Raw genomic sequence first — 14,283 nt, 5'->3', positions numbered from 1 at the left:
CGGGGGAAGGTTGGGATGGGGGCAAGCGGCGCAGGAAAAGCCGACAACTACAGACACGCCGCCTGCCCCCGCCCCTGCCCTCCCCCGGAAGGGGAGGGAGAAACGCGGGGTCATTCGAGAGCTTCGCATGCCGCGGCAATGCGTGCACACGCCTCTTCGAGCTGCGCCATCGACGTGGCGTACGAGATGCGGAAGTACGGCGCGAGCCCGAACACGCTGCCCGGCACCACCGCCACTTCGAAATCCTGCAGCAGGTAGTTGCAGAAATCGCTGTCGGCCTGCAGCAGCGCGCCGCCGCGGGTACGCCGGCCGAGCACGCCCGCGCAGCTGGCAAAGGTATAGAAGGCGCCTTCGGGCACGCGGCAATGCAGGCCCGGCGCGCGGTTCAGTGCGGCCACCACGAAGTCGCGCCGCGCCTGGAAGTCGTTGCGCCGCTCGGCCACCACATGTTGCGGCCCCGTGAGCGCCTCGATCGCGGCGGCCTGGCTCACCGACGACGGGCACGAGGTCGACTGGCTCTGCACCACCGCCATGGCCTCGATCAGTGCGCGCGGCCCGGCGCCGTAGCCCACGCGCCAGCCAGTCATCGCGTACGCCTTCGAGACGCCGTTGACGGTGAGCGTGCGTTCGCGCAGCCGCGGCTCCACGGCCGCGGGCGTGGCGAACGCGTGGCCGTCGTAAAGGATGTGCTCGTAGATGTCGTCCGCCAGCACCCACACCGACGGATGCCGCAGCAGCACCTCGCACAGCGGTGCGAGCTGCGCCGCGCTGTAGGCCGCGCCGCTCGGGTTCGACGGCGAATTCAGGAAGAGCCAGCGCGTGCGCGGCGTGATGGCCGCCTCGAGCTGCGCGGCATCGAGCCTGAAGCCGTTGGCCTCGCCGCAGGGCACGCTCACCGGCACGCCGCCGCAGATCTGCACGATGTCCGCGTAGGAGGTCCAGTACGGTGCGGGCAGGATCACCTCGTCGCCCGGGTTCAGGCTGGCCATCAGCGCATTGAAGATCACCTGCTTGGCGCCCGCGCCCACGCTGATCTCGTCCAAAGCAAAGTCCAGCGCGTTGTCGCGTCTGAACTTGAGCTGCACCGCGGCCTTCATGGCCGGGCTGCCGTCGAGTACGGTGTAGCGCGTGTCGCCGCGCTCCATGGCGCGGGCCGCGGCGGCGCGAATGGGCTCGGGCGTGTCGAAGTCCGGCTCGCCCGCGCCCAGCACGATCACCGGCCGGCCGGCACGCTTGAGCGCGTTGGCATGGTCGGTGATGCGCAGGATTTCCGAGACGCCGATGGCGCGCACGCGCTGCGCGGGCTCGAATGCGGTACCGGGAACGGCGGATGTCACTTTGCGTAGGCCTCCAGCGGCTTGTCGTTGGGCTCGGCAATGAGCTGCTTCAGCGCCGCGCTCATCGGCAGGTTCAGGCTGGTGTTCTTCGGCGGAATCGGCGCGACGAACCACCTGGTGTAGATCTTCTCGAGCTCGCCGCTCTTCATGAGGCGGCGCAGCGCATCGTCCACCGCGGCCTTGAAGGCCGGATCGTCCTTGCGGAACAGCAGCGCAATGGGCTCGGAACCCAGCGCATCGCCGACGATGCGGTAGGCCGACGGGTTCTTCGCGTTCGCGATGATGCCCGCGAGCAGGTTGTCGTCGAGCACGAAGGCATCGGCGCGGCCCGACTCCATCAGCAGGAAGCTTTCGAGGTGGTCCTTGCCGAGCATGGTGGTGATGGTGGTGTTCTGCGCGCGCTCGCGCTTGCGCAGCAGCTGCACGGCGGTGGTACCGGTGGAAGCCGACACGGTGCGGCCCGCCAGCTGGTCGAGCGAGCTGATGCCCGAATCGACGCGCGTCGCCATGCGCACCTCGCTCACATAGGTGGTGAGCGCGAACGCCACCTGCTGCTGGCGCGCGGTGTTGTTGGTGGTGGGGCCGCAGCCGATGTCGAGCGTGCCGTTCTGCACCAGCGGGATGGTGTTCTGCGCGGTCACGGCCATGTATTCGAGCTTGGCCTGCGGCGCGATGTCCTTGAGCACGCGCTCGCACAGCTCGACGTGGTAGCCCACGTATTTCTCGTTCGCGCCCAGCATGTAGGCCATGGGCGGCGAGGCTTCGCGCACGCCGAGCACCGCGCGGCCACTGCTCCTGATCTTGTCGAGCGTGCCGCCGGTCGGCACCTGCTGCGCGGCGGCGCCGAAAGCGAACGCGAGCAGCGCTGCGGCGGTGGCGAGGGTCTTCAATTGCATCTTCATTTTTTCTGTCTGGTTGTTTTTCTGTGAACGGGCGCGGCATGGCCTGCGGCGCGGCATGCTTTTTCGTGGGACATCGCGGAACCGGCTTCGCCGGGCCGCAGATGTCGCCCCCGGTAGGGGATTGGAGAAGCGACACGAAGTGCGCGGAGCCTGGGGGCGAGCTCAATCTCCGATGTCGAAGGTCACGCCCTGTGCGAGGGGCAGCGCGGTCGAGTAGTTGATGGTGTTGGTCGCGCGGCGCATGTACGCCTTCCAGCTGTCGGAGCCGGCCTCGCGGCCGCCGCCGGTTTCCTTCTCGCCGCCGAATGCGCCGCCGATCTCGGCGCCGCTCGGGCCGATGTTGACGTTGGCAATGCCGCAGTCCGAACCCGCGCTCGACAGGAAGCGCTCGGCCTCGCGCACGTTGAGCGTGAAGATCGACGACGACAGGCCCGCGCCCACCGCGTTGTGCCATTCGATGGCATCGTCCAGCGAGCTGTAGCGCACCACATAGAGAATGGGTGCGAAGGTTTCGCGCAGCACCGGACCGTCGTGCGACTTGAGTTCGACCAGCGCCGGGCGCACATAGAAGGCGTCCTTCGTGCCGATGCCCTCCACGCGCTGGCCGCCATGCACCGTGGCGCCGATCTCGCGGCTTTCGCCCAGGGCCTTCTGCATGCCGTCGAAGGCGGCGCGGTCGATCAGCGGGCCGACCAGCGTGCCGGCCTCGCGCGGATCGCCCACCTGCACGTTGCCATAAACCTTGGCGAGCTTGGGCACCAGCGCGTCGTACACGCTGTCGTGCACGAACAGCCGGCGCAGCGTGGTGCAGCGCTGGCCGGCCGTGCCCATGGCCGAGAACGCGATGGCACGCAGCGTGAGGTCGAGGTCGGCCGAGGGCGTGACGATGGCCGCGTTGTTGCCGCCCAGTTCGAGAATGGCGCGCGCGAAGCGTGCGGCCAGCTTCGGCCCCACCTGCCGGCCCATCGCCGTGGAGCCGGTGGCCGAGAGAATGGGCACGCGGTGATCGTCGACCAGCACTTCGCCGATGTCGCGCTGGCCCAGCAGCAGGCCGAGCAGGCCTTCGGGCGCATCGCCGAAACGCGCCATGGCGCGCTGCGCGATGGCATGCACGGCCAGTGCCGTGAGCGGCGTTTTTTCGGAGGGCTTCCATACCACCGAATCGCCGCACACCAGCGCCAGCGCCGCATTCCACGACCACACGGCCACCGGAAAGTTGAAGGCCGAGATCACGCCGCACACGCCCAGCGGATGCCAGGTTTCCATCATGCGGTGCTCGGCGCGCTCGGTGGCGAGCGTGAGGCCGTAGAGCTGGCGCGAGAGGCCGACCGCGAAGTCGCAGATGTCGATCATCTCCTGCACCTCGCCCGCGCCTTCGGTCGGAATCTTGCCGGCCTCGAGCGTGACGAGGCGGCCGAGGTCGGCCTTGGCGGCGCGCAGCTCTTCGCCCAGCAGGCGCACCAGTTCGCCGCGGCGCGGCGCGGGCACGCCGCGCCAGGCCTTGAAGGCCTCGTGCGCATGGCCGATGGTCGCGGCCGCTTCCGTGGCACTGGTCTGCCGCACCTGCGCGACCACCTCGCCCGTGACCGGCGAGCGCACAGTCAGCTCGCCGCCGGTATGGGCGCCGCGGGGCACGCCCAGGCGCTGCAGCAGCTGTTCGACTTCGGTGGCGAGGGAGAGAGGGGCTTGGGCTTCGGACATGAGCGCGCTCCGGCAAGGAGGAGGAAGAACAGAGGGGGGGCGGGAAACCCGGCCAATATCAGCGAATCCCGCGCACTTGCCTAGTGAAAAAACGGAAGGACCTGATGCGTTTGGGGAATGAACTGCTCTTTCGCCCAGCGTGCGACGGGCTGCGCGCCTACGCGCGAGCCGCCGCCCGGCACCGAAGATTTCACCCCCACGCGCAACACCCTACTGCCATGAAAGTGATCCACTCCCTCTACGCCGCGATCCACGCGCTGATGGCGCTGGCCTTTGCCGCTGCATCGCTCGTGCTGGTCGTGATTGCGGCGCGTGCCGGCTGGGGCGCGGTCATGCGGGGCCTGGACCTTCCGGCGGCCGAGGCGGTCATCGAGGCGGTGGGCCTGCTGGCGGCCGGCGTGGTGGCGCTGCAGATTTCCCAGACGGTGCTGGAAGAGGAAGTGGTCCGCGACGCGCACATCGGCGCGCCGACGCGGGTGCGCAGGTTCCTCTCGCGCTTCATGGTGGTGATCGTGGTGGCCGTCGCGGTCGAAGGGCTGGTCGCGACCTTCAAGGCGCGCGAGGCGCCCGAGCTGATGCTGCACGCCGCCGCCATGCTCGGTTCCGTGGGGCTGCTGATGGCGGGCTGGGGCCTCTTCATCCGCCTCAACCGCTATGCCGAGGAGCTGGAGCCCGAGGCCATGGCAGAAGCCAAGAGCGAAGACAGGAAGCTGAAATGAACCCCGCCGGGGCGCCTGTCAGGCGGGGCCCGGCGCGTCGGGCAACGGGATCTTCTGCCCCGCCGGCGAGCCCGCCAGGCTCTGCGCCGGCCGCCGCAAGGTCGCATCGAAGGGGTTGATCTTCGGCCCGATGGCCGACGCCTCGCGCTTGAGCAGCTCGACCACCGTGGGCATGCGGTCGGCATTGAGCCGGTCGGCGATGGTGCCCACGCTGAGCGCGGCCACCGCGCGGCCCTCGCGGTCGAGGATGGGCACGGCCACGCCGGCCATGCCTTCGAGCAGGCCGGTGTTGCGCCCCGCATAGCCGGCCTGGCGCACGCGCTCGATCTCGGTGCGCAGATACACCTCGTCGTACACGCCGTACTCGCGCACGCGCGAGAGGTTGAAGCGGATCACTTCCTCGCGCTCCGCCTCCGGCAGGAAGGCCAGGATGGCGAGCGCGCCCTGCCCCACGCCCAGCGCGATGCGCCCGCCGATGTCGCCCGTGAACGAGCGGATCGGGAACGGGCCTTCGCTGCGGTCGAGGCAGATCGCGTCGAAGCCGCTGCGTGCCAGCAGAAAGATGCTGTCGCCCAGGCTCGCGCACAGGCGCAGCAGCACGGGGCGGCAGATCGATCGCAGGTCGCCGGGATTGCCGGCGCTGGCCGCGAGCGCGAAGAAATCGATGCTCAGCCGGTAGAGCTTGCTGCGCTCGTCCTGCTCGACCATGCCTTCGGCCATGAGCGACTGCAGCAGGCGGTGCGTGGTCGCCTGCGTGAGGCCCACGGACCGTGCGATCTGGGTCACGCGGCCGCCCTCGGCCTGCACCGCGCCGAGGGCGCGGATCACCGAAAAGACACGCGGCACGCCGCCGCTGGCCGCCGAGGGGGTTTCCATACCTTGCTCCTGTGGAATTCCTGAGATCAATTTTTCGCATGATATTCCATTGAACGGAATAAATTGGATAAAAATTCTGATTAATGGAATACCCGAGGCAATCTGGCCTGATCGTTGCAATAGAGTGAATTGAAAGTTCTCTCTTTGTCCGCGGCGTGCACCAAGGTGCTGCACGCCATCAAGACCCCCGCAGAAAGGCCCTTCCATGTCGTTCCTACGGCTCACCGACCTGACCAAGTTCTACGGCGCCACGCGCGCCGTGTCGGCCATGAACCTCGCGGTGGAGAAGGGCGAGTTCGTCTCGCTGCTCGGCCCCTCGGGCTGCGGCAAGACCACCACGCTGCAGATGATCGCGGGCTTCGAGGCGGTGTCGAGCGGGCGCATCGAGCTCGCGGGCAAGGACATCACGCATGCCAAGGCCAACACGCGCGGCCTGGGCATCGTGTTCCAGACCTATGCGCTGTTCCCGCACATGACGGTGGCCGACAACGTGAGCTTCGGCCTGGAGATGCGCAAGATGCCGAAGTCCGAACGCGCCGAGCGCGTCAGGCAGGCGCTGGCGCTGGTGCATCTGGAAGCGCATGCCGCGCGCTATCCGCGCGAGCTCTCGGGCGGGCAGCGCCAGCGCGTGGCACTGGCCCGCGCGCTCGTGATCGAGCCGCCGGTGCTGCTGCTGGACGAACCGCTCTCCAACCTGGACGCCAAGCTGCGCGAGGAAATGCAGTTCGAGCTGCGCCAGATCCAGCGCAAGGTCGGCACCACCACGGTGATGGTCACGCACGACCAGAGCGAGGCCATGTCGATCAGCGACCGCGTGGTGGTGATGGAAGGCGGCTGCGCCACGCAGATCGACCATCCGCACCGCGTGTACGAGCATCCGAGCACGCGCTTCATCTCCACCTTCGTGGGCAAGGCCAACCTGCTGGACGGGCGCGTCACGGCCAGCGGCGCGCGCGGCTGCCATGTGGCGGTGGGTGCGCTCGCGGTCGAGGTCGACGACAGCGGCTACATGCCGGGCGATGCGGTGCTGATGAGCGTGCGCCCCGAAAAGCTGCAGCTGGTGGAGGCCGGCCGCGGCCGCCTCGACGGCCGGGTCCTGGAGCGCTTCTTCCTCGGCAGCCAGTGGCTCTACCGCCTGGGCACGCCCGCCGGCGACCTGATGGTGCTGAGCCCCAACGACGGCCGCGACGCGCTCGACGAAGGCCACGCTGCCGGCATCGACTGGCCCGCGCACTGCACGCGCCTGCTGCCGGCCGGCGAGGCGGTGGCCGCATGAGCGGAGTGAAGAACAAGGCCACGCCCTGGTGGCTGTCGGGGCCCGCGCTGCTGCTGTTCGCGGCCCTGCTGGTGGTGCCGCTCGCGCTCACCGCGGTGCTGTCGTTCAACGTCTACGACCCGGCCACGGGGCCGAAGAGCGGCGAGTTCACGCTCGCGCACTACGCGCAGGTGTTCACCGACTCGTACTACCACGGCATCTTCTGGCGCACCTTCTGGATCTCGGGCCTCGTCACGCTGATCTGCGTGCTGGTCGGCGCGCCCGAGGCCTACGTGCTGAGCCGCATGCGCAACCCGTGGCGCTCGGTGCTGCTGCTGGTGGTGCTGGCGCCGCTCCTGGTGTCGGTGGTGGTGCGCGCCTTCGGCTGGAGCATGCTGCTCGGGCCCGAAGGCGCGGTGAACGGACTGCTGCGGCTGGCGGGCATCGGGCCGGTGAAGATGCTCTACACCGAGACCGCGGTGATCGTCGCGCTGGTCCACGTGATGCTGCCCTTCATGGTGATTCCGGTCTGGACCTCGCTGCAGAAGCTCGACGCGGGCGTGGAGAACGCGGCGCTTTCGCTCAGGGCCTCGCCCTTCACCACGCTGCGGCGCATCGTGCTGCCGCAGGTGATGCCGGGCATTCTCTCGGGCAGCCTGATCGTGTTCGGCCTGGCCGCGAGTTCGTTCGCGATTCCGGGGCTCTTGGGCGGGCGCCGCCTGAAGATGGTCGCGACGGTCGTGTACGACGAGTACCTGCACGAACTCAACTGGCCGCTCGGCGCCGCCGTCGCGCTGGTTCTGCTGGTGGCCAACCTCATCGTGATGCTGAGCTACAACCGCCTCGTCGAAGGCCGCTACAAGAAGGCATTGGGGTGATATGACCCCCACGCTCCATCACTTCGTGTATTCGCTGCCCCCCGAGGGGGCGCAGGCCTCCCTTGGGGCGGCCCGGCGGGAGGCCTCATGACCAAGAACGGCCCCCTCGCCCTCGCGTTCAACGCGCTCGTCATCACCTTCATGCTGGCGCCGCTCGTGGTGGTGTGCATCGTCGCGTTCACGCCCGAGAACACGCTGACGATTCCCACCACGCACTTCTCGCTGCGCTGGTTCAAGGCGGTGTTCGCGCATCCGGACTTCATGCAGTCGTTCTGGAACAGCCTGTGGCTCGCGCTGGCTTCGGCCACCATCGCCACGCTGCTCGCGGTGCCGGCCGGCATGGCGATCACGCGCTACGCGTTTCCGGGGCGCGACTTCCTCAACGGCCTGTTCCTTTCGCCGCTGATCATTCCGCACCTGGTGCTGGGCGTGGCCCTGCTGCGCCTGTTCGCGCTGGTGGGCGGCACGGGCAGCTTCGGCTGGCTGGTGATGGCGCATGCGCTGATCGTCACGCCCTACACGCTGCGGCTCGTGGTGGCCGCGCTGGTGGGCTTCGACCGCAGCGCCGAGCAGGCCGCGCTCTCGCTGGGCGCGAGCCAGGCCACGGTGTTCCGGCGCATCACGCTGCCGATGATCCTGCCGGGCGTCACGGGCGGCTGGCTGCTGTCCTTCATCAACAGCTTCGACGAAGTGACGATGTCGATCTTCGTCACCTCGCCCAGCACGGTGACGCTGCCGGTGCGCATGTACATGTATGCCACCGAGTCGATCGATCCGCTGATGGCGGCCGTGTCGGCGCTGATGGTGGCGGTGACGGCCGTCGCCATGGTGGTGCTCGACCGCGTCTACGGGCTGGACCGTGTGCTGGTGGGGCGCCGATAGATGAGCTTGCCAAAGCTTCAACCGCTGCTGCATCGCGTGGCCGAGACCGGCCGCGCCGCGGTGCCCTTCACGCTCGACGGCGAACCCGCCTCCGCCCTCGCGGGCGACACGGTGCTGACGGCCGTGCTCACGCAGGCCGCCCAGCTGCGGCGCAGCGAATTCAGCGGCGCCCCGCGCGCGGGCTTCTGCATGATGGGCGCCTGCCAGGATTGCTGGATCGCCACCGAGCAGGGCGAGCGCCTGCGCGCCTGCTCCACCTTCATCGCGCCGGGCATGGCGCTGGTCACCGGAAGGAGCAGCGCTTGATGGCTCCTTCTTCTTCCGCATTGCAGCCGGTGATCGTCGGCGCGGGGCCGGCGGGCGTACGCGCCGCACAGGCGCTGGTGGCACACGGCCTGCGGCCGGTGGTGATCGACGAGGCTTCGCGCGCCGGCGGGCAGATCTACCGGCGGCCGCCCGAGAGCCTGGCCCAGCGCAGCGCGCAGGCGCTCTATGGCTTCGAGGCCGGCCGCGCCGAGGCGGTGCATGCCGCCTTCGAATCCTTGCGCGAGCGCATCGACTACCGTCCCGACAGCCTGGCGTGGAACGCGCAGGGCGGCCGGCTCGACGTGCTGCACGGCCCGACGCGCAGCACTTCCAGTCTTCCCTATGGCCAGCTGATCGTTGCCACCGGCGCCACCGACCGCGTGCTGCCGGTGCCGGGCTGGACACTGCCCGGCGTCTACACGCTGGGCGGCGCGCAGGTGGCGCTCAAGTTCCAGGGCTGCGCCATCGGCGGGCGCGTGGTGTTCATGGGCACCGGCCCCCTGCTCTATCTGGTCGCTTACCAGTACGCCAAGGCCGGCGCGAAGGTGGCCGCGGTGCTCGACACCGCGCGGCTCGCCGACCAGCTGGCCGCGGCGCCCGCGATGCTGCGGCAGCCCGCCGTCTTCGCGAAGGGTGTGTACTACGTGGCCTGGCTGCGCGCGCACGGCGTGGCGCTGCACAGCGGCGTGCGGCCATTGCGCGTGCTCGGCGATGCACAGGACAGCCGGGTGGCCGGCGTGGCGTGGCACGACGGCCGCGAAGAACGCACGCTGGCCTGCGATGCCGTCGGCTTCGGCTACGCGCTGCGCTCCGAAACGCAATTGGCCGACCTGCTCGGCTGCCGCTTCGAATTCGCGCCGCTGCACCGCGCCCACCTGCCGGTGCGCGATGCGGCCGGCCGCTCCAGCGTGCGCGGCGTGTACCTTGCGGGCGACGGTGCCGGCATCATGGGTGCCGATGCGGCCGAATGGGCGGGCGAACGCGCGGCGCTCGCGCTGCTGGCCGACAACGGCGTGGCGGTCGACGCGGCGCGCACCGCCGAACTCGAACGCAAGCTCCACAAGCTCGGCGGATTCAGGGAAGGTCTGGAACGCGCCTTCCCGCTGCCGTCCGACTGGGCCGCGCATGCGTCCGACGAACTGGTGGTCTGCCGCTGCGAGAACATCACGGCCGGCACCTTGCGCCAGACCGCTGCCGCCGCTGGCGCCGACGAAATGAACCGCCTGAAGGCGCTGTCGCGCGTCGGCATGGGCCGCTGCCAGGGCCGCATGTGCGGCGCGGCGGCGGCGGAGATCCTCGCGCATGCCACGGGGCTGCCGCTGCAGCAGGTGGGCCGGCTGCGCGGGCAGGCGCCGATCAAGCCGATTCCGATCCGCCTGGCCGCCGCGCCATCCGCCGAAGGAGCGGGCGAATGAGCGGGCGCAGGACATTGCGCACCGACGTCGCGATCGTCGGCGGCGGCATCGTCGGCGCGTCCGCCGCGCTGGCGTTGCGGCAGATGGGCATCGGCGTGGTGCTGCTGGAGCGCGACCTGTGCGGCTCGCGCTCCAGCGGCGTGAACTACGGCGGCGTGCGGCGCCAGGGCCGTCCGATCGACCAGTTGCCGCTGGCGCAGCGCGCGCACCGCATCTGGGGCCGCCTGCGCGAAACCATCGGCACCGACGGCGAGTACCTGCGCTCGGGCCACTTCAAGATCGCGCGCAGCGAGGCCGACATGGCGTCGCTGGAACGCTACCGTGCGCAAAGCCGAGACTTCGACCTGGGGCTCGAGCTGATCTCCGACGCCCGCCTGCGCGAGCGCTGCCCCTGGCTCGGCACGCGCGCCGTCGGCGGCTCGCTGTGCGCGGAAGACGGGCAGGCCAATCCGCGGCTGGTGTCGCCGGCCTTCGCGCTCGCGGCACAGCGCGCGGGCGCACAGATCTTCGAGCGCCACAAGGTCGACGAGGTGACGCACGACGGCCAGGCGTTCATGCTGCGCTCGGGCAATGCGCTCGAAGTGCATGCGCCGGCGCTGCTCAACTGCGCGGGCGCATGGGCCGGGCCGATCGCCACCGAGTTCGGCGAAGAGGTGCCGCTGCAATCGGGCCATCCCGCGATGGCAGTGACAGAGCCGCTGCCCTTCTTCATGGACTGGAGCCTCGGCGTGGAGGGCGGCGGCATCTACTGCCGCCAGGTGGCGCGCGGCAACCTCGTGCTGGGTGGCGGCGGCAAGGGCGTGGCGCTCGATGCCGACCGCGCCCGCTCCGACCGCGACGCCATCGCCTCGCTCTCCGCACAGGCCGTCGAGCTGCTGCCCGCGCTGCGGCATGCGCATTTCATTCGCACCTGGAGCGGCACCGAAGGCTACCTGCCCGACCGCCAGCCGGTGCTCGGCCCGAGCCGCACCACGCCCGGCCTGTTCCATGGCTTCGGCTTTTCGGGCGCGGGCTTCCAGATCGGCCCGGCCGCCGGCGAAGTGCTGGCCGAACTCGTGCGCGACGGCCGCAGCAGCACGCCGATCGAGAGCTTCTCGATCGAACGCTTCACCCCCACCCCACCCTGAAAGGAAAACACCATGCCCCGTTTCCAGAAGATTTCCTTCTTCTCTCTTCGCCGGACCATGCTCGGTGCGGCGGCGGTGGCCGCGCTCGCGGCCGGCGGCGCGGCCGGCGCGCAGACCAGGACGCTCTACATCGGCATGAACGGCGGCACCATGGAGAAGGCGTACACGCAGTACGTGTTCCCGGCCTTCGAGAAGCTCCACGGCGCCAAGGTGGTGGTGGTGCCCGGCACCTCGTCCGACATCCTCGCGAAGGCGCAGGCCAACAAGGACCGCCCGCAGATGCACGTGATGTTCCTGGACGACGGCATCATGGTGCGCGCCATCGGCATGGGCCTGTGCCAGAAGCAGCGGCCCAACCCGTCGCTGGCCGAGATCTACCCGGCCGCGCGCTTCAAGGACGACATGGCCAGCGGCGTGAGCCTGGGCATGACGGGCCTGGCCTACAACGCGAAGATGTTCAAGGACAAAGGCTGGGCGGCGCCCACCTCGTGGATGGACCTGGCCGACCCCAAGTACAAGGGCAAGGTGGTGTTCCAGTCGATGTCGTCATCGTCCTTCGGGCTGCACGGCTTCCTGATGTTCAACCGCATCCAGGGCGGCAACGACAAGAACGTGGAGCCCGGCTTCAAGGCCTGGCCCGCCACCATCGGCCCGAACGTGCTGGAGTACATCCCGAGCTCGGCCAAGCTGTCGGAGATGGTGCAGACCGGCGAGGCCGCGATCTTTCCGCTCACGCCCACGGCCGTGGCCGCGCTCAAGACCAAGGGCATTCCGGTGGAATACGCGCCGCCCAAGGAAGGCGCGGTGGTGCTGATGGTGGGCCAGTGCGTGATTGCGAACAACAGCGAGCCCGAGCTGTCGCAAAAACTCGCCGAGTTCCTGCTGAGCCCGCTGGCCCAGGCCAACGTGCTGCAGTACGGCGCGCAGATTCCCACCAACCCCAAGGCCCCGGCGGTGGGCGATGGCGTGAAGCAGGTGGCCGACGTCAACCAGTGGATGAAGACGGCGGTCACCATTGATTGGGACAGCATCAACGCGAATCGTCCTGCGTGGAATGCGCGTTGGAACAAGACTATTGAGAAGTAACTGGCGCGCGAGTATCAGGGGCGTGAGGTTCGGGCGCGATCACGCCGACGGGGGACATTCGCGCAGGGGAGTACCCGGTGGCTTGTGCACGCGCCCTGGACAACAGCGCCCCGAACAAATGTCCTGAAGGGCGCCTCAGCGGTTCGCTTCCAGAATCCACCCCGCGACCTTCTCGGCCATCATCAAGGTAGGACTGTTGGTATTGCCGCTCGTGATGGTCGGCATCGCGCCTGCGTCGACCACGCGCAGCCCCTGCACGCCGCGCACGCGCAGCTTCGAGTCGAGCACCGCCATCGGGTCGCCGTCGGCCCCCATCTTCGTGGTGCCGACCGGATGGAAGATGGTGGTCGCGATGTCGCCGGCCAGGCGCGCGAGGTCCTCGTCGCTCTGGTATTGAACGCCGGGCTTCCATTCTTCCGGCTTGTACCTGGCAAGCGCCGGCTGCGAGGCGATGCGGCGCGTCACGCGCAGCGAATCGGCCGCCACCTTGCGGTCTTCGTCGGTGCTTAGGTAGTTGGGCGCGATCGCGGGTGCATCCTGGAAACGCGGGCTCTTGATGCGCACGCTGCCGCGGCTCGTGGGGTTGAGGTTGCACACGCTCGCGGTAAAGGCCGGAAAGCTGTGCAGCGGCTCGCCGAAGGCATCGAGCGACAGCGGCTGCACGTGGTATTCGAGATTCGGCCACTCATGCTCGGGCGAGCTGCGCGTGAAGGCGCCGAGCTGCGACGGCGCCATGCTCATCGGCCCGCTGCGCTTCATCAGGTATTCGAGGCCGATCTTCGCCTTGCCGTACATGGACGACGCCAGCACGTTGAGCGTGGGCGCGCCGTTGATCTTGTAGACCGCGCGGATCTGCAGGTGGTCCTGCAGGTTGGCGCCGACGCCGGGCGCGTCGACCACCACGTCGATGCCGTGCTGGCGCAGCAAATCGGCCGGGCCGATGCCCGAGAGCTGCAGGATCTGCGGCGAGCCGATGCTGCCGGCGCACAGCACCACCTCGCGCGTGGCATGGGCGGTGACCAGCTCGTGGCCGTCCCACACCTGCACGCCGGTGCAGCGCTGGCTGCCGTCGGGCTGGGTCTCGATGATCAGCTTGGTGACATGCGCGTTGACCCACATCTCGAAGTTGGGCCGGCCGTAGCAGACCGGCCTGAGAAACGCCTTGGCGGTGTTCCAGCGCCAGCCGTTCTTCTGGTTGACCTGGAAGTAGCCGACGCCTTCGTTGGAGCCGCGGTTGAAGTCGGTGCTGTGCGGCACGCCGGCCTGCACCGCGGCCTCGGCGAAGGCGTCGAGGATGTCCCAGCGCAGGCGCTGCTTCTCCACGCGCCATTCGCCGCCGGCGCCATGCAGCTCGTCGGCGCCGAGGTAATAGTCCTCGTGCTTCTTGAAGTCGGGCAGCACGTTCTGCCAGCGCCAGGCGTCGTCGCCCGTGAGCTGTGCCCACTGGTCGTAGTCGCGCGACTGGCCGCGCATGTAGATCATGCCGTTGATGCTGGAGCAGCCGCCCAGCGTCTTGCCGCGCGGATAGCGCAGCACGCGGCCGTTGAGGCCCGCGTCGGGCTCTGTGCTGTAGAGCCAGTCGGTGCGCGGATTGCCAATGCAGTAGAGGTAGCCCACCGGAATGTGGATCCAGTGGTAGTCGTCCTTGCGGCCGGCCTCGATCAGCAGCGTGCGCTGCTGCGATTTGCGGGTCAGCCGGTTGCACATCAATGCGCCGGCCGTGCCGCCGCCGATGACGATGTAGTCGAATGTGTTGTCGCTCATGGCGCTGGCTTGTCTCCGGGGGTCAACGGTATTTA

Annotated in this window: 13 protein-coding genes; 8 read left to right on the top strand and 5 right to left on the bottom strand. The window is 69.1% G+C overall.

What is annotated here, in order from left to right; genetic code table 11:
• Positions 1-110 precede the first annotated feature (110 nt).
• From EJO66_RS13860 to amaB, 3 genes are all read right to left on the bottom strand, one after another.
• The gene (locus EJO66_RS13860; RefSeq protein ID WP_124958410.1) at positions 111-1,337 is read right to left on the bottom strand and encodes a pyridoxal phosphate-dependent aminotransferase; all 1,227 of its coding nucleotides are present in this window, start codon (positions 1,335-1,337) and stop codon (positions 111-113) included.
• Positions 1,334-2,239 (bottom strand): amino acid ABC transporter substrate-binding protein, encoded by a 906-nt coding sequence (locus EJO66_RS13855; protein ID WP_124958409.1) that lies wholly within the window; start codon positions 2,237-2,239, stop codon positions 1,334-1,336. Before EJO66_RS13855 ends, EJO66_RS13860 begins: the two co-directional genes overlap by 4 nt.
• Before the next feature lie 162 nt (positions 2,240-2,401).
• A complete protein-coding gene (amaB, locus tag EJO66_RS13850) occupies positions 2,402-3,940 on the bottom strand; it encodes an L-piperidine-6-carboxylate dehydrogenase (RefSeq protein ID WP_124958408.1) in 1,539 nt (512 codons plus the stop codon).
• A gap of 218 nt (positions 3,941-4,158) precedes the next feature.
• On the opposite strand from amaB, the gene EJO66_RS13845 reads away from it, so the two are divergent.
• Entirely contained in the window at positions 4,159-4,659 is a 501-nt protein-coding gene (locus tag EJO66_RS13845) for a hypothetical protein (RefSeq protein ID WP_124958407.1), read from the top strand.
• Between the two features lie 18 nt (positions 4,660-4,677).
• Here EJO66_RS13845 and EJO66_RS13840 read toward each other — a convergent pair whose 3' ends face one another.
• A complete protein-coding gene (locus EJO66_RS13840) occupies positions 4,678-5,535 on the bottom strand; it encodes an IclR family transcriptional regulator (protein ID WP_124958406.1) in 858 nt (285 codons plus the stop codon).
• A gap of 205 nt (positions 5,536-5,740) precedes the next feature.
• Between EJO66_RS13840 and EJO66_RS13835 the strand changes: the two genes are divergently transcribed.
• The 7 genes from EJO66_RS13835 (at position 5,741) to EJO66_RS13805 (ending at position 12,484) form a co-directional block, all read left to right on the top strand.
• Positions 5,741-6,811: an ABC transporter ATP-binding protein gene (locus EJO66_RS13835; protein ID WP_124958405.1), complete on the top strand. Its 1,071-nt coding sequence runs from the start codon at positions 5,741-5,743 to the stop codon at positions 6,809-6,811.
• On the top strand, positions 6,808-7,668 hold the full coding sequence (locus EJO66_RS13830) for an ABC transporter permease (RefSeq protein ID WP_124958404.1): 861 nt from the start codon (positions 6,808-6,810) through the stop codon (positions 7,666-7,668). Before EJO66_RS13835 ends, EJO66_RS13830 begins: the two co-directional genes overlap by 4 nt.
• Before the next feature lie 87 nt (positions 7,669-7,755).
• Entirely contained in the window at positions 7,756-8,550 is a 795-nt protein-coding gene (locus EJO66_RS13825) for an ABC transporter permease (RefSeq protein ID WP_124958403.1), read from the top strand.
• On the top strand, positions 8,551-8,856 hold the full coding sequence (locus EJO66_RS13820; protein WP_124958402.1) for a (2Fe-2S)-binding protein: 306 nt from the start codon (positions 8,551-8,553) through the stop codon (positions 8,854-8,856).
• Positions 8,856-10,271, top strand: coding sequence for an FAD/NAD(P)-dependent oxidoreductase (locus EJO66_RS13815; protein WP_185738295.1), 1,416 nt, complete (start codon positions 8,856-8,858; stop codon positions 10,269-10,271). The genes EJO66_RS13820 and EJO66_RS13815 overlap by 1 nt, the downstream gene beginning before the upstream one ends.
• Positions 10,268-11,398, top strand: a complete 1,131-nt coding sequence (locus tag EJO66_RS13810) for an NAD(P)/FAD-dependent oxidoreductase (protein ID WP_124958400.1) — start codon at positions 10,268-10,270, stop codon at positions 11,396-11,398. The genes EJO66_RS13815 and EJO66_RS13810 overlap by 4 nt, the downstream gene beginning before the upstream one ends.
• A gap of 12 nt (positions 11,399-11,410) precedes the next feature.
• Entirely contained in the window at positions 11,411-12,484 is a 1,074-nt protein-coding gene (locus tag EJO66_RS13805; RefSeq protein WP_124958399.1) for an ABC transporter substrate-binding protein, read from the top strand.
• Between the two features lie 135 nt (positions 12,485-12,619).
• Here EJO66_RS13805 and EJO66_RS13800 read toward each other — a convergent pair whose 3' ends face one another.
• Positions 12,620-14,248: a GMC family oxidoreductase gene (locus EJO66_RS13800; protein WP_124958398.1), complete on the bottom strand. Its 1,629-nt coding sequence runs from the start codon at positions 14,246-14,248 to the stop codon at positions 12,620-12,622.
• Positions 14,249-14,283 lie beyond the last annotated feature (35 nt).

It is taken from the genome of Variovorax beijingensis (assembly GCF_003951285.1).
Lineage (GTDB): Bacteria > Pseudomonadota > Gammaproteobacteria > Burkholderiales > Burkholderiaceae_C > Variovorax > Variovorax beijingensis.
The sequence above is the reverse complement of the archived record's forward strand: the minus strand, read 5'-3'. Positions and strand labels throughout refer to the sequence as shown.